A 22,209-nucleotide genomic window follows, 5' to 3' on the forward strand; every position below is an offset into this window, starting at 1 on the left:
GCGCGAGCGAGCGTGATGGCTGATAGGCAGGTTCTTTCAAGTAAAATCTATTTATCTTTTGAAGATGTTTTGAAAATTTGTGTTTTGAATAGGAAGAAATTTTTTCTCGTCTTTTTTTCATTGTTTATAGTTATCGCCAGTGTGGGGGGAGGGCGAAAGCAAGTTTATGAACAGGCGGTAATATTTCAACCAAATCAAAAAATGTTTTCCTCTGAATCGCCCGGAAAAGAAATAGCCAGTTCTTTGTGCTATCATGTTCGAGAGGTTCTTTTGAACGATCTTCGCCATTCAATAGAGGCGTGTGCAAGTAAAAGTAACGCTTATAATACCTATAAGCTATTACCTCTAGCGCATGGAGGTTTAAATGATCCTCTTTCGCGGTTTGCCTTTATCGCTCGAGGTTATGACGCGACGGAAATAAAGTCCGCGGTACGTAGCGTGTCGAGATGCACGAGTAAGGAGTTCAGTCTCCATGCTGAAACGCTATGCCCCCGCATAGGAGACTGGGGAGATAAATTAGACATCAATGAAGTTCATTTCGAGGAGGTAAATCCTAGACTCTATACAGTTATAGGCGCAGGATTGATTCTGTCGTTTGTTTTAGCTGTTATAGTTTCTATAGTAATGGGCTTGAGCGCGTATACGCGAAAAATATCGGAAGGGACTAAATAAATGCTTGAAGATATTGCGCAGGCAGTAGAAATATTGGTGATTGCTAGCCTCGTAGTTGCGCAAGTTTTTGACATCTACTGCGTGATGGTTCGTGCGCAAGTTAACCGCTTAGGTGCAACCGAAATTTTGGCTGTTGCTAACTGGATCCAGTATCTGGCTCGCATTCTAAATATGGTCTCGGTGTTTAGTATCTCTATATTGCTTGAGAGAAAAGTCAGCTCTATTGGCGTTCCTGACTTATTTGGATACTCGATGATAGCAGGCCTTCTGTTGATGTTGTTGATGTGCCGCTACGCATTGATGGGTAAGGTCACACAGTTTTTGCAAGTGTTAGGGTTTGCCTATGTTTTTGGTAAAAGTGGAAAAATTAATTATTGGTGGAGAGTAACGTGGGCTTGGAAACCAGGTGTTACGTTATTTTCTGCTGTGATCGCGCTTCTGATCAATTTGGCAATTATAATGCCTTTTGCACTTAGCTCCTGGTTTCCTGAGATGCGCATGACTTTGGCGTATACTGGGCAGTTGCTGAATTTTTGTGCCTCTATTATAACCTTTACTTATGTCGATAAGGTTTTCTTTAGGGCTTTGGACAAGGGAAGCGAATTTGAATGCGCTTCTGCAATTGTCATAGGTAAGCTGCTTGCTCAGGCATTGTTGGTGTCATTGTTTTGTATATACTTTTTTGAGTGGTGATTGTGATGCTTCGGCCTGCCGAGATTCGGTTTAATCTGGCCCAGATTGGGGCCGTGGCAGCAGTAATGATCATAGTGTGTGTGTATTATATAGTGGGTGGATATCACTTTCCTGACTATACTAATTATATTACTATCGTAAAAAATGGCGGGGTGCTGAGAGATTCGAGTGAATATGTAGCCGAATGGTTTTCTCGAGGTTTTTTTAAACTGGTTCCGGCCAAACTTGATATTGAACCTCGAGCGACCGTAGATTTATTTGTGGCAATCGTCCAAGCAGCATTTTTAATTTTTGTAACCTGGGCGTCACGCGGTAGCCCTCGTCTGGCACGTGGATGGGTGTTTCTGACCTTGGCATTAGGGCCGCTTCTTTTAACCACTGCTGTCCGAAGTGCGCCGGCCTACCTGTGCATTGCATATTTGGGATGCGATGAAAATCTGAAAAAAAGACCTTGGTTTAAATTTTTAATACTCGCAGTTGTGGCAGTCTCTTTTCATGATACTGCGATTGTGATGTTGGGGCTCTTGGCTGTTACGGTATTACTAGCAAAAGTACAGTCAAGATTGTTAGATTGGTTAATTGCAGGGGTGCTATTTTTAGTCCCGGTCGTGCTGTTTTTTTCGCAGTTGATTACGAATTTTCTGTTACCAATAATCGTGGCGCATGTTCATGCAGGCTCTTCAATTTATTTGGCCACGAATCCGACCGGTTCGATTATCAAGAGATTCTTCATGCTATTTATTTGGTGGTGTGTGTTTTCTACTTGGCGGGCTGACCAGGTGAGTCGGCGCACCAAAATCTTTTTGATCGCGTCACTTGCTTTAGCTGTCTCTGCTTACCTTATAAATGAGGTTGCCGGAATCCGGTTTTCTTTGTTTTGTTTAGGTGTTGCTGTGGTAGCGAGAGGAGCGTTTCTAGTCACTGGAGATGAAAGTAAAGCGACTCCATTGCTTATGAGGTTGGACCTGATTGCAGCTATAATATATGGATTTTTAATATATGCAGATGTGCTTAGGCAGGGAGGGGCGCAGTGATGCGAGTGGCCATCATATTAGCGAGCTATAATGGCAATAAATTCCTAAAAGCACAGATCAACAGTATTTTATGGCAGTCCCACAGAGATGTCTCTCTCTATATCCATGATGATGGTTCTACAGATGGTACTTTGGATATTCTTGAGGCTTTTCGCTCGAATCCCCGCATCACCGTACTTCAGGATAATGTTATAACGGGTTCTGCATCAGGAAACTTTATTCATCTATTGAGAACAATTCCGTTAGATGCTTATGATTACATTGGATTCTCTGATCAGGACGATATTTGGGATCCTGACAAAATCTCCAGGGCGCTTGCGGTTCTAAAGGAGAGCGGCGCCGATGGGTATAGTTCAGATCTGATAACTTTTGGGAATTACAAGCATAGGCCCAAAAAGATTACTAAAGGTGGCAGGCCAGCGAGATACGATTATTTGTTCCAAGGTGCTTCTGCGGGTTGTACATATTTATTCAGCCAAATGTTAGCTATGAAAGTCATTGCGACCCTTGAGCAGTTTTCATTTTCAGATTTGGCCCAGCGTTCGCATGATTGGGTAGTATATGCTATTGCGAGGCACAATAATTACAAGTGGGTGCACGATGACAATTGTACCGTTTTCTATCGGCAGCATGGTAAAAACGTTTACGGTGCAGGGTTGGGTTGGAGGGGCAGTAAGGCACGGTTTAATAAAGTTAAGGAAGGTTGGTACCGAAATAATATTCTTTGGAATGCTATGACAGTTTTGGGCTTGCAAGATGATCCTTGGGTGGCGCGCGTTCGTAGAAATAGCTACCTTGATAAGGTATACTTAGCAATGTCTGTAAATCTTTTCAGGCGAAAACTTAGAGACCGTATAGCACTAGCTATTATGCTTTTGATTGGAGCCTTTTGATGAAGCGGGTATTTGATTTCATTGTTTCGGGGGGGTTAGCGCTATTTTTGCTGCCTGTGACAATAGTAGTCGCTTTGGCTGTGAAGGTACTGTTGGGTGGGCCAGTAATTTTTAAGCAGAGGCGGCCCGGGCTCAACGGAGATCCTTTCATGATATTAAAGTTTAGAAGCATGAAGGTTGCTTATGATGAGTATGGTTCACTGCTTCCGGATGATCAACGTCTAACGAAATTTGGCCGAGTTTTGCGTGCCAGCAGTCTTGATGAGTTGCCCAGCCTTTGGAACGTGCTCAGGGGGGATATGAGCTTGGTGGGTCCACGGCCTTTGCTGATGCAATATCTCCCCCTCTACAATCCTACTCAGGCTCGGCGCCATTGTGTGAGGCCTGGGTTGACAGGTTGGGCTCAGGTCAACGGTAGGAATACGGTAGAGTGGGAGCAAAAATTTTTATATGATGTATGGTATGTAGACAACCAAAGCCTATTGCTCGACATCAAGATTTTGTGTATGACTGCTGGTAAAGTATTGAAAAGAGAAGGAATATCTCAGGCAGGGCAAGCGACGATGTCGCCGTTTTTAGGTAGTATTCCAAATACTGGAGTTCAAATGGAGCATAAGATGCATAACGAGATTCTTTCTCTGATCGATGAAGCAATGGAGGCCGAGGAGGGTACCGCGCAGCTGGGCCAAGAGTTGGTTTGGGATTCTGTGGCGGTGGTTATTTTTATGGGGCTGGTCGATGAACGGTTTGAAAAGACCCTTTCGGCAGACCGCTTGGTGGCATGCCAAACGGTGGATGATGTCGTCGCATTAGTCGGCTGACGGTAGGTATTGCGCGATTGCCGATGTCTCGGCAATCGCACTGATAAGAGATGGAAGATGCAATCTAAGCGCCTATCTATTCGTGTAGCTGAGGTACTATTCACCTCTCACTGGCACTTGGTTGGGCATGAGTCCGAGTTGAGTGAGGATAAAGCCTTTATTCGTTTCGACGTTCTGGGTACGGAAATCGTAATCTCGAATGATCGTGGCAACCTAGTGGCCTTTAACAATCGCTGTCCGCACCGCGGCGCCCGTTTTTTTATGGAGGATACTGGCCAGGCATCCATTCGTTGTCAATACCATGGTTGGGGCTATGTAGCTGGAAAAATCAAAGTACCGAATGCAAAGACGTTCGGGAGCTGTCAGATTGAAAATGCTGATCTTCAAAAATATAAAATCTCTAAGTGCGCGGGATTCATATTTGTCGCAATAGATCCATGCCAGTTGCTAGAAGATCAACTAGGGGAATTGGTTGTTTGCGATCTTCGTAGGATTTCGGCTGCGATGGGGGAACGAACTGATTTCAATAGATACTCATTTGGATGTGATTGGCCATTAGCTATCGAAAACGCTTTAGAACCTTACCATATTCCGATGGTTCATACAGATAGTCTTGGTTCTTTGAAGCTCGGTGTCGGAGAGAATAATTTTGAAGGAGTAAATTCTATATGGAGAGCTCCTATTCTTAATGAAAAACTAGGCAAGCGACTTGATAGTATGGCTAAGTGGTTCATGCCTCATGAGGCTTATAAAGGCTATCAGAGCTATTATATTTTTCCGTTTTCCATGATTTCCTCCACTTGCGGGTACTCATATTCCTTGCAGAATTTTTTTCCATCCGTCAATGAAATGACTTTTTTTACAAGCAGATTTTACAACTCTCGCGTTTCTGATATGCGGTATTCCGAGATGGCAGCCCTGTTTGGCTCCAGTAGCGCAAAAATGAATCGGCAGATTTTTTTGGAAGATAATGAGGTTTGTAAAAGGCTTGCTGCTGACACTTGGTCACTAAATCCCCCGCGATATGTGAGCTCGTTAGAAGATAAAATACTTCACTTTCGTAGAAGTTGCCGTGAGGCTTGTTCAGCTGATCTTGAGATTATGGGAAGCGAGAAATGACCGCCGTACCTGTTAAAATTAAAAAAATTATTGATGGGGCGAAACGCGTCCGTGGCGCGAAGCTCAGTGGCCTAGCGTGCGCGGTACCAACGACAGTAGCGGATGTACGTGCACTTAATGAAACTTTCGGTGCGGAAACGATTGAAAAAATAATCGCTACTACTGGTGTCGAAAAGCGGCATGTTGTCAAAAATATTTGTGCCTCCGATCTCTGTTACGCTGCGGCTAATAAGTTGATTGATGATCTAAAGATTGAGCGTGACAGTATAGATACCTTGATTTTTCTGTCTCAGACACATGATCACGTTCTTCCCGCAACTGCCTGTATATTGCAAGAACGTTTAGGCTTGCCGGATACTACAGCTGCTTTTGACGTTGCCATGGGCTGTTCAGGTTATGTGTATGGACTTTGGTTAGCCCATTCGCTAATTGCGGGTGGTTCCAATCGAGTTTTGCTTTTGGTTGGCGACACCATCAGCCAACTTATTAATAATCAGGATCGCTCTGTTGCAGCACTTTTTGGCGATGCTGGCTCTGCCACATTAATAGATAAAGCGACAGATGCCAAACCTGTCGATTTCATACTTGGTACTGACGGAAAAGGCGCTCAGAATCTTGAGGTTCCATCTGGGGGGGCTAGAGATCGAGTTGGCGCATATAGTTCTAGTGATGGTATTCGTTCAGGCTTCAATTTATATATGAACGGTCCGGAGATTTTCTCGTTTACTTTGTCTCGTGTTCCAAGCTTGGTCGCTGCCTTAACAGGATTGCGGGATCAAATTGAAGGTGGATCTGCAGTAGATCGATATTATTTTCATCAAGCTAATAGTTTCATGCTCCAGCATTTGGCCAAGCGTATGAAGCTTCCTTTAGAAGCGGTATCGCTTCAATTGAGAAATTTTGGAAATACCAGTAGCGTGTCGATCCCTCTTGCTATATCTGAAGATGCTCAAGGTAGGCCTGTGACGGGCAATTTTCTTCTTGCGGGCTTCGGCGTCGGTTACTCGTGGGCAGGGTGCGTAATAGAGCTTGAGAATCTTTATGTATCTCCCCTAACATTTGTTGAAGAGTAATTTGTGCTCATGAATCCTTTCTCTGTTAATGGAAAAAGAATATTGGTGACTGGTGGGACCTCTGGCATAGGCCGAGTTACGGCCAATTGGTTAAGCCAGCAGGGCGCGAATTTGATACTCCTCGGCCGCAACGAAGCACGGCTTGAATCTGCGGTTGCGGCGTTGGAAGGTGATGACCACCATTTCGCGATAGCTGATTTCTCCCAGCCGGCGGAGATGGGCGCTCTTTTTAAGACGCTCAAAGAAACGTATGGCCCGCTTGACGGTATTATTCATGCCGCAGGTGTTCAAGGACCAAAACCAATACGCGCTATGAGCATCGAGCATTGGCAGGAGGTGATTTCATCTAATCTGTCGTCGTGCTTTACGCTTATTAAAGCCTTTAGGCAAAAAGGGGTCTGTACGCTGGGCAGTAGTGTTGTTCTGATGTCGTCAGTGATGGGGCGAGTGGGCCAAACGTCCCTTTTGGCCTATTCGGCAAGCAAAGGCGGGGTAGATGCTATGGTGCGCTCGGCCGCACTTGAATTGGCATCCGAACAGATCCGTGTTAATGCAATTGCCCCAGGGGTGGTTGCTACCGAGATGACAGAGACTCTCTTCAATCTTGTAGGACAGCAAGGGAAAGAGAATATTTCGAATCAACACCCGTTGGGCCTGGGCAAAGCAGAAGATATAGCATATGCAGTTCAATACCTGCTATCACCCGCGTCACGCTGGATAACAGGTACCACGCTTGTCATAGATGGCGGTTATACGGCAATTTAGAACGATGAAAAATATTATAATTGTTGGTGCTGGTGGTTTTGGTAGGGAGGTTTTCGGGTGGTTGAAGGACTCTATTATAGATAGTGCTGACACCCAATTGTCAGGATTTCTAGACGATAACCTGAATGCGCTTGATAGTTACGAAGGGTACCCTCCGATTCTCGGGGCGGTGGGTGATTACGTTCCAGACAAGTCAGACGTATTTATTTGTGCTATCGCGAACCCTAAGATAAGACAGGCGGTGGTTCAAACGTTGGAAGTACGTGGGGCAGTTTTTGCCTCATTGGTCCATCCTACTGTATTGGTCGGACATTCTGTTACTATTGGAGTGGGCTCTATCATATGCCCATATTCCATTTTGGCTTGTGACCTTACGCTTGGTCGGCATGTTATTGTTAACTCACATTGCACTATTGCACATGACACTTCGATCGGTAACTATTCTACCTTAAGTGGTCATTGTGATGTCACAGGTGGTGTAGTACTGCAAGAAAGGGTCTTCATAGGGTCTCATGCGTCGGTAATTCCCAAGGTAGTGGTTGAGAAAGATGCTATTATTGGCGCAGGCAGTTTGGTGATTCGTAGGGTTTATGCAGGAACTACTGTTTTCGGTGTTCCTGCAAAAAAGATTTTGGGTTAAGTCATGACACTATATGCCAGAATTAAAGCTATTGAATACGTGCTTCCAAAAAATCTGCTAGATAATGCAAGGCTAGCAATGGAATATCCAGATTGGGATGTCGATAAGATTCTCAATAAGACGGGTATTAATGAGCGCTACGTGGTAGACCCAGGACAAACCGCATGTGACTTGGCAGTACTCGCATGCGAGAAGATATTCAGTTCTTCTGTCTCTAAAGAAAGTATTGACGCGATTATTTTCTGCACGCAAAGCCCGGATTACTCGCTTCCTGCCACCGCCTGTATCTTGCAAAACCGTGTAGGTATTTCCACGAATTGTATGGCCTTCGATATCAATCAGGGGTGCTCTGGTTATATTTATGGCTTGGGGATAGCCAAGGGCCTTATCGAGACGGGTCAAGCGACGAATGCTCTAGTTGTTACTGCCGAAACGTATAGCCACTACATACATCCGGGCGATCGTAGTGTCCGAACTTTGTTTGGGGACGCCGCGGCGGTAACCTGGGTCGCTGGTGAAACAGAGGGGCGAGGGCTCGAACGGTTTCGCTATGGTACTGATGGCAGTGGTGCGCATAACCTTATCGTTCCGATGGGGCGGGCTAGGTCTCCGATTTCTGACATCTCTAAGATCCCTGAAATATCTGATGATAAAGGAAATATGCGCAGCGCTGCTCATTTGTATATGAATGGCCCTGCAATATTTGAATTTTCTATGACGCGCGTGCCTCAGATATATAAGTCATTGTTTGATGAAGAATTTACTGAAGAGCACCTTGATAGGGTGGTGTTTCATCAAGCGAATAGCTTTATGTTGGATGCTTTGAGGCGCAGGTTGAGAATCCCTAAGGAAAAATTCGTCTCGAAATTTTCTCATTGTGGCAATACCGTATCCTCCTCTATTCCTATTGCTCTTAAGGAAAGCTTAGAGGACGGAAGTGTCCGCGAAGGGACAGCGCTAGCTCTGGTGGGCTTTGGTGTGGGTTATTCTTGGGCGGCGTGTGTCGCACACATTTAAGGGGTGCAACATGCTCAATGGACCATTTTCGCCTTGGCCTAGCTATTCGATGGAAGAGGCAGATGCTGTAAAAGAAGTGACCCTAAGCAATAAAGTGAATTACTGGACCGGCGAGCATGCGAGGAAGTTCGAGACTGAGTTCGCGCACTGGGTGGGTTCCAAGTATGCCGTTGCGGTGGCGAATGGTACAGTCGCACTTGATCTGGCATTGATCGGCCTCGGTATCGGCCCTGGTGATGAGGTTATCGTTACCTCTAGAACTTTTCTTGCTTCGGTATCCAGTATTGTGAATGTGGGGGCTGTTCCAGTATTCGCAGATGTTGATCTAAATAGTCAGAATTTTAGCAGTTCAAGTATTGCTGAATTAATAAGTACTAAAACTAAAGCTATTGTATGTGTGCATTTGGCTGGTTGGCCCTGTGAGATGGATGAGATTCTAGCCCTAGCAGATCGGTGGTCCTTAAAAATAATTGAAGATTGTGCTCAAGCTCATGGGGCAGTTTACAGAGCTCGGTCTGTTGGATCGATCGGGCATGTGGGAGCTTGGTCGTTCTGTCAGGATAAAATTATGACCACTCTAGGTGAGGGGGGGATGGTTACTACCAACGATGAAGAACTATGGAGGAAAATGTGGAGCTACAAGGATCATGGTAAAAGTTGGGATTCGATTTATCTAAAACAGCATCCGCCAGGTTTTAGATGGCTTCACGAAAGTTTTGGTACCAATTGGCGCATCACCGAAATCCAGGCGGCGGTAGGCCGCATTCAGTTAAAAAAGATGCCACAGTGGACAGCATTACGTATCGCTAATGCGAACAAAATATGGGCGACTGCTCGACTCTGTAAAGGATTAAGAGTGCCGGTAATACCGGAGCATGTTAAGCATGGAGCTTATAAATGCTACGTTTTTGTCGAGCCTGAAAAATTAGCTGAAGGATGGTCAAGGGACCGCATAATCGCAGAGATAACCAGTGCAGGTGTACCTTGTTTTTCCGGCTCGTGTTCTGAGGTATACCTGGAAAAGGCATTTGATGGGACGGGCTATCGACCGGCTAATCGGTTAGCAAATGCTAAGGAACTGGGTGATACGAGTCTCATGTTTCTTGTGCATCCGACCCTTACTTCCGCCGAAATAGAAAAAACCTGCCGAGTGTTGCAAGAGGTGCTTGAGGCAGCAACATGTGCACATTGAGCTATAGTCAAATGAGCGTGAGATCGGAAACCCGGAGCGGGGCTACTGCATGAACCAGCTACAGGCTTCATTACTGAGGCTTCCTCGTTTAGCCAAGAGAGTGGTCGCCGTTGCTCTCGATGCTGGACTTACAGGGCTGGCCCTATGGTTCGCATTCGTTGTACGGCTGGGCTTCGATGATATGGGGACTCCTGTCTCTGATCATTCTGTGATTTTCCTTAGCGCACCGTTGATCATGGTTGGGGTTTTTCAAGCTTTAGGGATCTACAAAATTGTCGCGCGGTATTTCGCCTACGACGAACTTGTCAGATTGCTCAAGGCTGTTTCTTTGTCCGCACTTTTTTTAGGGTTGTTGATCTATTGGGTTGGGAATCATAAGGGGATATTTCCGAGATCAATAATTTTTAATTACTGGTGGATAAGCCTTGTTCTAATTTCAGGCAGCCGTTTGCTGGTGAAACGTTTTTTCTTCGGAGGGAGTCTGGGTGCTCAGTTTTTAAACGTTATTGAAAAAAGCTCAACTGAAGGGCTGGCGCGCGTCGCTATCTACGGAGCGGGGTCCGCTGGTAATCAATTAGTCTCCTCGCTTCGTCATGGCCGGGTTTTGCGCCCGGTAGCATTTATTGATGATGACCCAACTTTAGCAAGCCGAGTCATCGCCGGCATTCCAGTATTTTCTCGAGAAAATATTGGTGAGATGATCTTGTCCTTAGACGTCAGTGAAATTTTGCTCGCAATCCCCTCGGCCACACGTGCAAGGAGGAAAGAGATTTTAGCTCTTCTTGAGGCGTTCCCCCTTCATGTTCGAAGCGTACCTGGAATAGCTGACTTAGTAAGCGGACGGGTGAGCGTTGATGAGATTCGAGAAGTAGAAATTGCAGATCTACTGGGCCGAGACGCAGTTCCAGCAAACCCTGATCTTCTTTCCCGTTGTATACAGGGTCAGTGCGTAATGGTCACTGGTGCCGGAGGTTCAATAGGTTCTGAACTTTGTAGACAAATATTCGACCTCAAGCCTGCGTTGTTAGTGCTTTTTGATCATTCAGAGTTTAATCTCTATACCATTTCGCAAGAGCTGAAATCTATACCGTCTCCTGAATCGGAATCGGTACAAGTTGTATCTATTCTAGGCTCTGTAACCAACTTTAATAAATTAAATGAAGTGATGGCTAGATGGTCCGTGAACACTGTTTACCACGCTGCCGCTTATAAGCATGTTCCGATCGTTGAACAGAATGTTGCTGAAGGGATCGTTAATAATGTTTTGGGGACTTTGTATTTGGCGCAAGCCGCAATACAGGCCGGCGTTTCGAATTTTGTTTTGATCTCGACGGATAAAGCGGTTCGACCCACCAATGTTATGGGCAGTACCAAGCGGTTGGCGGAGATGGTCTTGCAATCGCTCAGCAAAGAGCGATCCATTTACCCTTTTTGCGAAGAAAAGATAGAAAGCCCGCAATATCTAAATAATACCCGATTCACTATGGTTAGGTTTGGTAATGTCTTGGGCTCTTCTGGATCGGTAATCCCGCTTTTTCATCAGCAAATAAAAGCTGGAGGGCCAGTAACAGTTACGCATCCGAACATTACACGTTATTTCATGACAATTCCGGAGGCTGCGCAGTTAGTGATTCAAGCTGGCTCAATGGGCCAAGGTGGTGATGTATACGTCTTGGATATGGGGCAGCCAGTTAAGATCGTAGATTTGGCAGAAAAGATGGTTCACCTATCTGGTTTTACCGTTCGAACGCCGGATAATTTGGGTGGAGATATTGAAATTCAGTTCACTGGGTTGAGGCCTGGTGAAAAACTCTATGAGGAGCTTTTGATCGGAGGTGATGTCAAGGAGACTTCTCATCCCATGATAATGGCGGCTGATGAGGAGTTTTTGAGTTGGGACCTGCTAAAAGATAAAGTTTCTGCTCTTTTGGAATGCTTACAAGGAGGAGACCAGGTCGCGGTAAGAAAGCTTCTAAAAGACGTTGTAGCAGGATACGAGCCAGAGAGCGATATTGTCGATTTGGCCTTCCGGCGACAATGTGCAATCGCTGAGAGGAAGGCCAATTAGTCAGCTAGAATAATTGCGTGCCTTATCCCTCTTGTTCGCGAGCTTGTTTCTATAGTCAAACCTATTTTTTAACTTCAAGCTGGGTTTTTCTATAAGATACCAGCTCGCGACCGAAATGGAAAAAACCCCGAAAAGGAGAAAAATCCATGTCGAAGGTGTATTGCTATCATAGAATTGAACTGCGAACCATATCACCGGTATATTATAAACGTAGAGACCATAGCTAATATCCGGGAATTTAATTTTAACGAGTCGTCGCCCCGAAACTCCGACCCAAACTACGGAGAAGGCCTGTAATATGGCTGGCGCCATGTCGGGCTCAGTGCCTGGGAAAGGAATGTACGCCCAAGCGCAAGTTATCACTAAACAAAGCCAGGGTGCAGAACTTCCAAGTCGATCTAGATGATGTCTGTAAATAAACATCAAGTTGCCAATTATAAACGATAAGGGTAACAACGATATTACATAATACCTAGGCGCAATGTGCCAAGAGAGTACAAGTAAAGAGAGAGCGTAGCTAGTTGTAAGTAGTATCCATAGGTAGGCAGGTTTTTTATAAGCTCCCAGGCTCCATAAGACTGCTAAAGAAATATATGCTAATTCTTCCCAAGCTAGTGACCATAGTGAGCCATTATTTGGCGAGACTGAAATAAGTCCGCCTGTCGCCCATTGATACACGGAACCTACAAAAAAACGGTAACCAAAGAAGGCATAGCCTACTGCTAAGGCTGTTAGTAATGCTGGAAATATTCGTAGTGCACGCTTGATTGCAAAAACACGCCAGAGTGGGGTTTCAGAGTAGCTCTTTAATACCAGAAATCCACTAACTGCCAGAAACGCGGGTACGGCCCTGATAAAGCCGTTCCATCCGTTGCTGGGATCAAGCTGCTCCCATATGTGTGCCCAGACTACCTCAATAGCCAGTAATATTCGAATGACGTCAAAATTTGGATAGTGGTTATTTGGCTGAGGGGGGGTGTTGGGTTCTGGCATTGGACTTCCAAGTATGTGTGTTTTGAGTATTAGTCCGCTGGTTTGGTAAAGGCTACAGTCGGGGAGGAGCGGAGATATTTTGCAGAGATCATACACTTTGTACCTCCGTTGGATACAGCATGTATCGATCCTCGCATGGAAATTCTTTTAGCAGCTAGGGCCAGAGATTTTTAGCGGGCTGTTACGGCTCATACAGCTAAACCCTCCGTCTCCCTCCGACGCGAGAAAAACGACATAGCCTTTACCAAGGGCGTTTCCTTCGCCACTTATTCCCTAGCTGAGGTGGGAGCCTAGACGAAATTTCCAGTCTCTGGATGGTGGTCTTTCGTAGAATTAATATGCTCTAGGTGAGCTTACGTAAAGTATGTGCCAGCTCATCATTGGTTTTTGGGGGGGCGGGGTGTCACTTGATCGCCTTCTACTAACAAGCCAAAAATCAATGCCATCGGTAACCAAATTAAAAACCAATGCTCCTTAGGCCGCGATAAAAACGCCATCCCTTCCGTTAAACCTGAGCCAAAACCGAAGATCAACCAGGCGGCAGCAAGACTAACTGCCGGATTCTTGCGGTTCTGCCAACAGAACTTAAGGGCTGCCGCGTACAACACAATCCAAAGCACCAAGCCAACAATCCCACCGCTCCAGAGCACTCCCAACTCCATGTTATGCGGGTCAGCCAAGTGCCCATCCAGGTCCGGCAAATATACCGCCATGGTGGTGTCATACCCATATCCTAACCACGGCCGCTCACTGATCTGTCGGAGGGCTTCCATCCAGATTTGCGGGCGATAGGAAACGCCGCGCTGGGTAACGCTTTCCGGGTGAATAGCGACCAATACAGCGAATCCAAACACCGCCGCCGCGACTACCAGCAAACCACGTTTGCGCTCCCCGGCGAGCATCAGCCAGCATAGCGCAAACGCCAAGCCCACCAGCGGGGTGCGTGAACCCGTGGCCAGCACCGTCAGGCCCAGTACAGCAAGGCATACCAGTGCCACTGGATCGATCAGGCGGCGCCCCTGCAGCCAGGTGGCTAGCCAGATTGCGGTGAAGGCGCCGAATACGTGCGCACTGAGCAGCGGGTTGTACAACGCGCCGTACCCGTTAAGGCGCTCGGCGCCGGAAGGGACCAAGACCGCTAGGTAGTACACCAACGAAACGCCGGCTGCCAAAGCGGCTACCATCGCGGCCCAGCGGGTGAGTTGCATCAGTTGCCGTTGCGAACGCAGGGCAATGATGGCGCTGTTGAACAGCAACAGGGCAATGAACAGTGGCCGTTTGGCCAGCGAGAGCCAGCTCTCATCCGTTTCCGCCCATGCCACTGTAATAATCGTGTACACGCTGAACGCCGCAAATGCTGCGAACAGCGGGTTCATCACCAACGGCCTTAGCAACGCGGGCCGTAACACCAGCAACACTGCTGTCGGCAGGGCAAGAAACACGTAGAAAAGTTGATGAACCCGATTGCGGTCCCCGGCGATGAACATGCTGACAAGGATGATCAGCCAGCCCAGGGGGATCAGGTATCGCTCGAAGAAATCGGCGCTGCGGTCACGCAGTGAAGCGGTGGAAACTCCAGAAAACATTGCTCGTTCTCAATCCTTGGTGTGTCGGCGGCGCGCATGATGGCATTTTCGCACTAGGGAATCCATGCAAGTTCCCTTTCGTCTCATAGCGTATTCGGCAATCGCGATCGGTAATCGTTTATTTTGAATCAGTGGATGTATTCTAGGATTGCCCAATAATAAAACTGCCCCCCTAACCATCGGTGCCTGCCCCATGACCAGCACCTCCGTTTTGCCCTTGGTCTCCATCGTCGCCCCCTGCTACAACGGCGAAAAATACCTGGCGTTGGCCCTGGAGGGCATCTACGCCCAAACCTACGCCAACATCGAAGTCATCATCGTCGACGACGGCTCCACAGACGGTAGCCTAGCGCTGCTGGAAAAGCTCCAACCTACCTATGGATTTCATCTCCATCACCAGCAAAACCAGGGGGTGAGCGCGGCGCTGAACCATGGCCTGAAGTACGCCAAGGGCAAGTACGTCGCCACCCCAGACCTCGATGACATCATGCTGCCCGAGTCGGTCGCGGTACGTGTGGCGTTCATGGAGGAGCACCCGGAGACCGGGATCTGCTCCGGCAACAGCCGGTACATCGACGCCCAGGGCAATGTGCTCAAAACCGAAAAGCGCAGCCACCCCAGCCGCTACGATTTCGCCGACATCCTGCGCAACGCCCGGGTGTGCGGCGCGCCCGCGGCTTTGTACCGGATGGCGGCCCTCGAGGCAGCAAATTTCTACGACCCGGCGCTGCAGGTGCAGGATTTTCAGATCACTCTGAGGGTGACCCAGGCCGGCTACTTCGTCGATGCGCTGCCGGTGTTGATCACCCTGTACCGGCGCCACCCGAACAACCTGTCGCGGCGTTACAAGAAGGTGTTGATAGCGGACCTGGCCGCCATCGCGCCGTACCGCGCACACCCGGAGTACGAGGCAGGCTATGCGGTGGTGCTGCATAAGGCACTCAAGTACGCCGTACGCGAGGACCGGGCCGATGCCTGGCGTTTGTTACGCCAGGTGCCGCGCCGGCAGTGGAACCGGGTGACTTTTCAGCGGTTCAAGCGGTTGGTGAGCCTTTGGCCGAAGGCGATGTTCAAGCGTTTGGCGGGTGGGAGGAAGGCTTAGGATTCGTGGGCGTTTGGTTGGCGAGTGGGGTAGGGCCTTTCGCCAGGCCGCCGTAATGCTATCCACTTAAGCAAAAGGCATTGCAGCTCAACGGCCTTGTGAGGGTGCGATCACGCACGCCCGCGCGCGCAGGCGCTGCTCCTACCGTGCGAATGCCACCTCAGTGCAACCCCGCCGGCCTCACCCCCGCATACGGGAACTTCGACAGTGGCTTGACCCAGAACCGCTTACTCTCCGCCTGGTCCGGCGGCAGCACGGCTTCGCCGCCCCAGCCGTCGTGCTTCAACGCTTCGCGATAGGCATCCCATTCCAGCTTGATGGCGGCTTCTTTGGCGATTGCCTCACTGTCGAACCAGCCCAGCACATAGGCTTCGCCTTGTTCACGGCCGTGCTCGATGAGTAGGTAAATGTTGTCCATGGAACCTCCAGCGGGTTGCAAGCGTGTTACAGGCCTCTATCTCTCAGGCTATCGGCAGGTGGGGTAAATGTCTAACCGCCATTCGTCAGTGCAACCCCTCTGCCTTGCTCACAATAATCGTTTTAGCACGCCACACCCCCCTCAAGTACCGCTTGGCTTGGCCGATACCGCCCTAAGGGTTGTACGTCAACTCACCTCTACCGATAACACCCACAACCAAGAGAGCCTGCCATGCACCTTCGCCACCTCTCCATCGCCCGCCGCGCGGGGCTGGGTTTCACGTTGATCGCGGTATTGGTCGCCGTGCTCGGGGCCTTTGCGTTGGTCCAGATGTCGGCCATTCGCCAGAGCGAAGTCACGGTAGAAACCAACTGGGTGCCGAGCATGCGCCTGGTAGGTGACGTGCGTGAGATCATGCTGCGCATCCGCACTATTTCCCTGCGCCTGGCGTTGGACCCTGATCCGAAAAACGCCAGCACCTACCGCTCGCAGATGGACACCCGCACCCAGGACCTGGCGAAAAAACTGCAAACCCTCGAGGGCTATGTAGACACCCCCCAGGAGCGCGCGCTGTACGAGCCGTTCAAGGCCAGCCTGGGCGAATACCAGAGCGCGTTGGCGAAGTCCTTCACACTGGCCGACCAAGGCCAGCGCGAAGCGCTCAACACCTTGCTGCTGGTAGACATGAAACGCGTGGTCGATGGCAGTGGCGCGCAGTTGCAGGCGCTCACGGACTTCTACAACCAGCAGGTAGAGCAGGAAGGCAAAGCCGCTGAGGCGCAGTACAACCGCTCGTTCACCGTGGTGCTGGCCTTTGTGCTGCTGGCCGCGCTGGCCACCGTGGCCCTGGCGCTGTGGCTGACCCGCAGCATCGTGCGCCCGCTGGGCCAGGCGGTGCAGGCGGCGGAAACCGTTGCCGCCGGGGATTTGACCCAGCCGCTGCCGGTCGAAGGCAACGATGAAGTGACCCGCCTGTTCCGCGCGCTGCAGGCCATGCAGCAAAGCCTGCGCGGCACTTTGCAGTTGATTCGCCAGTCTGCCGGGCAACTGGGCAGCGCCGCCAGCCAGTTGGATGCGGTGACCCAAGACAGCAGCCGCGGTGTGAACCGCCAGAACGATGAGATCGAACAGGCCGCCACGGCCATCAACGAGATGACCTCGGCGGTGGAGGAGGTGGCGCGCAACGCGGTGTCGACCTCCGAGGCGTCGAGCCAGTCGAATACCTCGGCCCAGCAAGGGCGGGTGCGGGTGGAAGAAACCGTGAGCGCGATCCAGGCGTTGTCGGGGGATGTGCAGAACACCTCGTCGCTGGTGCAAAGCCTGGCCGCGCAGTCGCAAAGCATCGGCAAGGTGCTGGACGTGATCCGCGCCATCGCCGAGCAAACCAACTTGCTGGCGCTGAACGCGGCGATTGAAGCGGCACGCGCCGGCGAGTCCGGCCGGGGCTTTGCGGTGGTGGCCGATGAGGTGCGTGCGCTGGCCCACCGTACCCAACAGTCCACCCTGGAGATCGACCAGATGATCACCGCCATGCGCGGTGGCTCGGCGCAGGCGCTGGAGTCGATGAACAGCAGTAACCGCCTGGCGGCGCAAACCCTGGAGAAGGCGTTGTCTGCCGGGCAGGCGTTGAATGAGATCACCGCGTCGATCGGGCAGATTTCCGAGCGCAACCTGGTGATCGCCAGCGCGGCCGAAGAGCAGGCCCAGGTGGCCCGCGAGGTAGACCGCAATATCGTCAATATTCGTGATTTGTCGATCCAGTCGGCCAGTGGCGTGAGCCAGATCAGTGTGTCCAGCGGGGAGCTGGCGCGCTTGGCGGCGGAGCTGAATGAAGGGGTGGCGCGGTTTAGGGTGTGAGGCTGCGATGGCGAGCCGCTACCCAGCGGCTCGCAAGTGGTTAATTTATAAAGCTTTGCAACAGGCTGCTTACAACGGCCGCGCATTTGGTATGCTGCCGCGCTTCGTATTCGCCGTTTTTTGGGCGAAGTTCACAATAAGCCGGGCGGTATCGCGTTCTGCGATTCGGTAGCGTAATTATGGTCAGTTCTACTCTTATGGCCCGTTTGGGCCAGTCTCCCTGGCGCAGTACGCCGGTCATCGCGGGTGATGCCCCAGGCGCGCTGCCAGTGGTTTTTGGCGTTGATGCCAAATTTTTGCCCCACGCGGCGATTACCTTGCAATCGGTGATCGAGTGCAACCCCGGCGTTGCGTACCATTTTCACTTCATCAGTTGTGCCTGCCTCACCGCGGCGCAGGCCCAAATGGTGCAAATGCTCGAAGGCACGGGCTGCCTAGCCACGTTTCACCAGGTAGATGCCGGGTTGTTTACCCAATTCCCGCAAACCGCGCTTTTTCCGCAAGCGGCCTATTACCGCTTGCTGGCCCCGTTCATCCTGCGTGGCAGCGCCCGGCTGCTGTACCTGGATGCCGATATCGTCTGCCTTCAGCCACTGGCGCCGCTGTGGCGGGCCTTGGCTGAGGGGCAGGTGGTGGCGGCGGTCAGTGACGCACCCAAGGCGGTCACGGCACGTTGCGCGAGCCTGGGGCTGGCGGCCGGGCAGTATTTCAATTCCGGCGTGTTGCTGGTGGATGTGCCGCGTTGGCACCAGGCCAAGGTGACACAGCGAGCATTCGAGGTGCTCGAAGCGCGTGCCACGGAGCTGTGCTTCCCGGACCAGGACGCACTCAATATTGTCCTTGAAGGGCAGGTTGAGTTCGTAGAGGGCCGCTACAACTGCCAGTTCATGTTGGGCCATAAACGTAGCGACTATGCCCGTGCGATCCCCGCCGGCACGGTGTTGTTGCATTACGCGGGGGCGAACAAGCCCTGGCAAGTGTGGAACCGCCAAGCCGGTGTGGCGCCCTACCACGCTGTGCGTGCCCGCTCGCCTTGGCGTAAGCAGCCGCTAGACATGCCAGCGACTCATGAGATGGCCCGGCGTGTTTACCGCCAGCATCTACGCCGGCAAGGCTGGCCGCGGGCGTTGACCTGGTTACTGAGCTTATGGATGAACCCGCAAAAAGTTTGGCCCTGAACACTCATTTTTTGATCCCGCGTTGGATGCTCTGCCCGTGAAAGCGCTCATTTCCGTAGTCATGCCGTGTTACAACAACGGCCGTTTCATCGAAGCCGCCCTGGACGCCGTGTTTGCCCAGGATTACCAGCCCATTGAAGTAATCGTGGTCAATGACGGCTCCACCGATGACAGCCTGGCCACGCTACAGGCGCTGCAAGCACGGCTCCCGTTCAAACTGCTCAGCCAGCCCAACGCGGGCGTGAGTGCTGCGCTGAACCTGGGTTTGGCTCACGCCAGCGGTGAATACGTGGTAACCCCCGACTCTGACGACGAGATGCTGCCGGGCGCCCTCACGGCGCGGGCCGCGTATATGGATGCGCATCCAGACGTAGGCATCGTGGGCGGGTTGGCGGTGTTCACCAACGCTGAAGGCCAGCCCTACAAGCAGGAGCGGCATACCGCGGTGCGCCACTTCAGCTTTGAAACGCTGCTGGGGCGTGCCCTGGCCGTGGGCACGCCGGTGGCCATGTACCGCATGAGCGCCCTCAAGGCCGTGGGCTTCTACGACCCGGCGATTCGCATCCAGGATTTCCAGATCACCCTGCGCCTGGCCCATGCCGGGTACGGCGTGGTGTGCCTGCCCGTATTGGTGAGCACCTACCGCCGCCACCCTGGCAGTTTGTCTCGCCGCTACCGTGAGCAGCTTAAACACGACCTCGCGGCGATTGCGCCTTACCAGGCACACCCTCGCTACACGGCGGCGCGTACCGTTGTGTACAACAAGGCGCTCAAACACGCCGTACAGCTTGACCGCCGCGAGAGTTGGGGGTTGTTTCGCGAGGTGCCGCTGTGGCAGTGGAACCGCATGACCTGGCGGCGTTTCAAACGCTGGGTTTTTCGTGCGCCACGGGTGGGCAAGGCGGGTTGAGCAGGGGGTATTGGGCTTTTGCCTGGGGCTGTTCACTGCTGGAACCGGGCGCTTCATGGAAAGGATCAATCGGTGAGTTCTGCTGATTTTGGGCATGAGCTTCAGGGCCTATCGCCCGGCACAGCCGTAATGCTGCTCACTTAAGCAATCAGAGCGCTGAATTGAGGATGAAAAGCCCCGACTTCTCTCGATGGTTTTACCGAGCGCATGGCCTGGCTGGCCCTTCGCCCGGCACAGCCGGAGTGCCGGACCACGGCCTCCCACCAGATTTGTGTAAGTAATTGATTTACTGGGCAACACAGGACCCGTGGGAGGCCGGCTGTGCCGGGCGATAGGCCCTGGAGCTCATGCACAAAATCAGCAGAGTTCAGAGATCGATCCCTTCCATGAAGCCCTGAAATGGCTTAAGTGAACAGTATTACGGCACAGCCGGCCTTCCACCAGATTTGTGTAAGCCCCGTAGCAAGCATCTGCGGCGGCTTCTTCCATATGCGCTAGGTAGTTGGCGACCTCCACCGGCTTCATACCAGCCTAGCCTCTGCCAGCACCTGGGCCCTGAACGTGGCAGGCAGGTCTTTGGGAGTCAGCAGCTCCACCGGCACACCGAGCAGCCCTTGCAGTTCATCCTGCAGCCCACCCAGGTCGAAAAGGGTGGCGCCCGGTAATGGGTCGACCAGTAAGTCTAGGTCGCTGCCTTCCTCATCGGTGCCATGCAGCACTGAACCAAACACCCTCAGGTTGGTAACCCGAAAATGCCGGCTGGCTTCGCGAATGGCGTCGCGCTGAAGGTTCAAAGCTTCGGAGGGGCGCATGCATGTGCTACCTGAAGGGGAACCCCGCCATGGTAGTGGTGCTAAGGATCAGGTACAAGGCAGGGCCCATGGCAGTTGCCTCCCAGTTGCACCCCCAACCCCAATAGTCATAGGATGACTGACTACAACAAAAACCTGCAGGACGCCCCATGCCCACACCGCTGCGCCTCGCCACCGCCTTGCTCGCCGCCTCCCTCAGCCTCCAGGCCCACGCCATGACCTACGCCTATATCTCCAGCCCCGAAGACGGGTTGATCAGCCAGTATCGCCTCGACGATGCCACCGGTGCCCTGGCGCTGGTGGAGCAGACCCACGCCGGTAGCCAGGTCAACCCCCTGGCCCTGAGCCCCGATGGCCAGGCGCTGTACGCGGCGTTGCGGGCCAAGCCGTACACCGTCAAAAGCTACCGGGTAGACCCGGCCAGCGGCCACCTGAGCGAGACCGGCCAGGCGCCACTGGCCGACAGCCTCGCGTACCTCGCCACCGACCGCAGCGGCCAGTGGCTGCTGGGCGCCAGCTATGGGGCAGACCTCATCAGCAGCCAGCCGATCGGCGCCGACCACGTGCCCGGCGCGGCCATCCAAACGGTGAAAACCGGCCCCCACGCCCATTCGGTGCGCACCGACCCGTCGAACCGCTTTGCCTACGCCGGCAACCTCGGTGCCGACCACGTGCTGCAATACACCTTCAACGCCCAGAGCGGGCAACTGGCACCCATCGGCAGCGGCTATGCCAGCATGCCGGCCAACACCGGGCCGCGGCACATCGCGTTTTCGCCGGATGGCCAGTACCTGTACGTGCTCGGCGAAATGAGCGGCACCGTGACCGCCTACCGCATCGACCCCCACAGCGGCGCCCTCAGCGAGTTGGGCAGCGCCGCGGGGATCCCGGCCAGCCTGGGCCTGGCCCATGGCGAAGTGCGCGACGCGCGCAACAATAACCTCGAAGGCGACCCCACCCGGCGCATTTGGGCAGCGGATTTGCGCCTGTCTCCGGATGCAAAGCTGCTATACATGACTGAGCGCACCAGCAGTAGCGTGTCGGCGTTCAGCATCGATGGCCAGGGCAAGCCTGCGTTTGTGGGCAACTATCCGGTACAAGAGCAACAGCCGCGTAATATCGCCTTCTCTCCCAACGGCCGCTGGCTGCTGGTGACCGGCGAAAAAAGCGCCACCGTGGGCAGTTACGCCATCGGTGAAAAGGGCGCGCTGCAGCGAGTGAGCGAAGCGCCCTCGGGTAAGGGGGCGTTATGGATTGAGGTATGGCACACCCGGCCATGAGGTGCGGGGCAGGGCGCACGCGCGGAATGCTGCCGGTGTTCCAGTGTCATACCTGTACCTGCCGGCCCTGGGTGATGAAGGAACTT

20 protein-coding genes and 1 pseudogene are annotated in these 22,209 nt (G+C 52.0%); 17 read left to right on the forward strand and 4 right to left on the reverse strand.

All coding sequences use genetic code 11. The features are described from left to right. The first annotated feature begins 15 nt into the window (after positions 1–15). From ACFZCE_RS15295 to ACFZCE_RS15350, 12 genes and pseudogenes are all read left to right on the forward strand, one after another. The gene (locus ACFZCE_RS15295; protein WP_390940389.1) at positions 16–672 is read left to right on the forward strand and encodes a hypothetical protein; all 657 of its coding nucleotides are present in this window, start codon (positions 16–18) and stop codon (positions 670–672) included. Further along, the gene (locus ACFZCE_RS15300) at positions 673–1,365 is read left to right on the forward strand and encodes a hypothetical protein (RefSeq protein WP_390940391.1); all 693 of its coding nucleotides are present in this window, start codon (positions 673–675) and stop codon (positions 1,363–1,365) included. 5 nt (positions 1,366–1,370) lie between these two features. Next, complete coding sequence (locus tag ACFZCE_RS15305) at positions 1,371–2,399, forward strand: EpsG family protein (protein ID WP_390940393.1); 1,029 nt, start codon at positions 1,371–1,373, stop codon at positions 2,397–2,399. Next, positions 2,399–3,292, forward strand: coding sequence for a glycosyltransferase (locus ACFZCE_RS15310; RefSeq protein WP_390940395.1), 894 nt, complete (start codon positions 2,399–2,401; stop codon positions 3,290–3,292). Before ACFZCE_RS15305 ends, ACFZCE_RS15310 begins: the two co-directional genes overlap by 1 nt. Beyond that, positions 3,292–3,882, forward strand: a pseudogene (locus tag ACFZCE_RS15315) (sugar transferase); the annotation flags it as partial. The gene ACFZCE_RS15310 and the pseudogene ACFZCE_RS15315, both read left to right, overlap by 1 nt. Before the next feature lie 288 nt (positions 3,883–4,170). Then, positions 4,171–5,232 carry a Rieske 2Fe-2S domain-containing protein gene (locus tag ACFZCE_RS15320; protein ID WP_390940396.1) on the forward strand — a complete coding sequence of 354 codons (1,062 nt, stop codon included), beginning with the start codon at positions 4,171–4,173 and terminating at the stop codon, positions 5,230–5,232. Then, a complete protein-coding gene (locus ACFZCE_RS15325) occupies positions 5,229–6,305 on the forward strand; it encodes a 3-oxoacyl-[acyl-carrier-protein] synthase III C-terminal domain-containing protein (RefSeq protein ID WP_390940398.1) in 1,077 nt (358 codons plus the stop codon). The genes ACFZCE_RS15320 and ACFZCE_RS15325 overlap by 4 nt, the downstream gene beginning before the upstream one ends. Positions 6,306–6,314: 9 nt before the next feature. Continuing rightward, positions 6,315–7,070 (forward strand): SDR family oxidoreductase, encoded by a 756-nt coding sequence (locus ACFZCE_RS15330; RefSeq protein ID WP_390940635.1) that lies wholly within the window; start codon positions 6,315–6,317, stop codon positions 7,068–7,070. A 4-nt stretch (positions 7,071–7,074) separates the two neighbouring features. After that, positions 7,075–7,710, forward strand: coding sequence for a NeuD/PglB/VioB family sugar acetyltransferase (locus ACFZCE_RS15335; protein ID WP_390940400.1), 636 nt, complete (start codon positions 7,075–7,077; stop codon positions 7,708–7,710). A 3-nt stretch (positions 7,711–7,713) separates the two neighbouring features. Further along, complete coding sequence (locus ACFZCE_RS15340; protein ID WP_390940402.1) at positions 7,714–8,727, forward strand: beta-ketoacyl-ACP synthase 3; 1,014 nt, start codon at positions 7,714–7,716, stop codon at positions 8,725–8,727. A gap of 10 nt (positions 8,728–8,737) precedes the next feature. Continuing rightward, positions 8,738–9,919 carry a DegT/DnrJ/EryC1/StrS family aminotransferase gene (locus tag ACFZCE_RS15345; RefSeq protein WP_390940404.1) on the forward strand — a complete coding sequence of 394 codons (1,182 nt, stop codon included), beginning with the start codon at positions 8,738–8,740 and terminating at the stop codon, positions 9,917–9,919. Positions 9,920–9,968: 49 nt separating this feature from the next. Beyond that, positions 9,969–11,987 carry a polysaccharide biosynthesis protein gene (locus ACFZCE_RS15350; RefSeq protein WP_390940406.1) on the forward strand — a complete coding sequence of 673 codons (2,019 nt, stop codon included), beginning with the start codon at positions 9,969–9,971 and terminating at the stop codon, positions 11,985–11,987. Here the strand turns inward: ACFZCE_RS15350 and ACFZCE_RS15355 are convergent, their stop codons facing one another. Together ACFZCE_RS15355 and ACFZCE_RS15360 are read right to left on the reverse strand one after the other, a co-directional pair. Next, positions 11,988–12,980, reverse strand: a complete 993-nt coding sequence (locus ACFZCE_RS15355) for an acyltransferase family protein (protein WP_390940408.1) — start codon at positions 12,978–12,980, stop codon at positions 11,988–11,990. It abuts the gene before it with no gap. Between the two features lie 377 nt (positions 12,981–13,357). Next, positions 13,358–14,566 carry an O-antigen ligase family protein gene (locus ACFZCE_RS15360; protein WP_390940409.1) on the reverse strand — a complete coding sequence of 403 codons (1,209 nt, stop codon included), beginning with the start codon at positions 14,564–14,566 and terminating at the stop codon, positions 13,358–13,360. 193 nt (positions 14,567–14,759) lie between these two features. Here ACFZCE_RS15360 and ACFZCE_RS15365 point away from each other — a divergent pair, with 193 nt between their 5' ends. Next, complete coding sequence (locus tag ACFZCE_RS15365; protein WP_390940411.1) at positions 14,760–15,668, forward strand: glycosyltransferase; 909 nt, start codon at positions 14,760–14,762, stop codon at positions 15,666–15,668. A 160-nt stretch (positions 15,669–15,828) separates the two neighbouring features. On the opposite strand, the gene ACFZCE_RS15370 is transcribed toward ACFZCE_RS15365, so the two are convergent. After that, positions 15,829–16,086 carry a hypothetical protein gene (locus tag ACFZCE_RS15370; protein WP_390940413.1) on the reverse strand — a complete coding sequence of 86 codons (258 nt, stop codon included), beginning with the start codon at positions 16,084–16,086 and terminating at the stop codon, positions 15,829–15,831. 231 nt (positions 16,087–16,317) lie between these two features. Here ACFZCE_RS15370 and ACFZCE_RS15375 point away from each other — a divergent pair, with 231 nt between their 5' ends. The 3 genes from ACFZCE_RS15375 (at position 16,318) to ACFZCE_RS15385 (ending at position 20,031) form a co-directional block, all read left to right on the forward strand. After that, complete coding sequence (locus ACFZCE_RS15375) at positions 16,318–17,943, forward strand: methyl-accepting chemotaxis protein (protein ID WP_390940415.1); 1,626 nt, start codon at positions 16,318–16,320, stop codon at positions 17,941–17,943. Positions 17,944–18,140: 197 nt separating this feature from the next. After that, positions 18,141–19,121, forward strand: coding sequence for a glycosyltransferase (locus tag ACFZCE_RS15380; protein WP_390940417.1), 981 nt, complete (start codon positions 18,141–18,143; stop codon positions 19,119–19,121). 61 nt (positions 19,122–19,182) lie between these two features. Next, the gene (locus ACFZCE_RS15385) at positions 19,183–20,031 is read left to right on the forward strand and encodes a glycosyltransferase (RefSeq protein ID WP_390940637.1); all 849 of its coding nucleotides are present in this window, start codon (positions 19,183–19,185) and stop codon (positions 20,029–20,031) included. A gap of 521 nt (positions 20,032–20,552) precedes the next feature. On the opposite strand, the gene ACFZCE_RS15390 is transcribed toward ACFZCE_RS15385, so the two are convergent. After that, a complete protein-coding gene (locus tag ACFZCE_RS15390; RefSeq protein WP_390940419.1) occupies positions 20,553–20,843 on the reverse strand; it encodes a nucleotidyltransferase domain-containing protein in 291 nt (96 codons plus the stop codon). A 149-nt stretch (positions 20,844–20,992) separates the two neighbouring features. On the opposite strand from ACFZCE_RS15390, the gene ACFZCE_RS15395 reads away from it, so the two are divergent. Then, positions 20,993–22,123 (forward strand): beta-propeller fold lactonase family protein, encoded by a 1,131-nt coding sequence (locus ACFZCE_RS15395; protein WP_390940420.1) that lies wholly within the window; start codon positions 20,993–20,995, stop codon positions 22,121–22,123. Positions 22,124–22,209: the final 86 nt, after the last annotated feature.

Source organism: Pseudomonas sp. NPDC007930 (assembly GCF_042958985.1).
In the GTDB taxonomy this organism is placed as follows: Bacteria; Pseudomonadota; Gammaproteobacteria; order Pseudomonadales; family Pseudomonadaceae; genus Aquipseudomonas.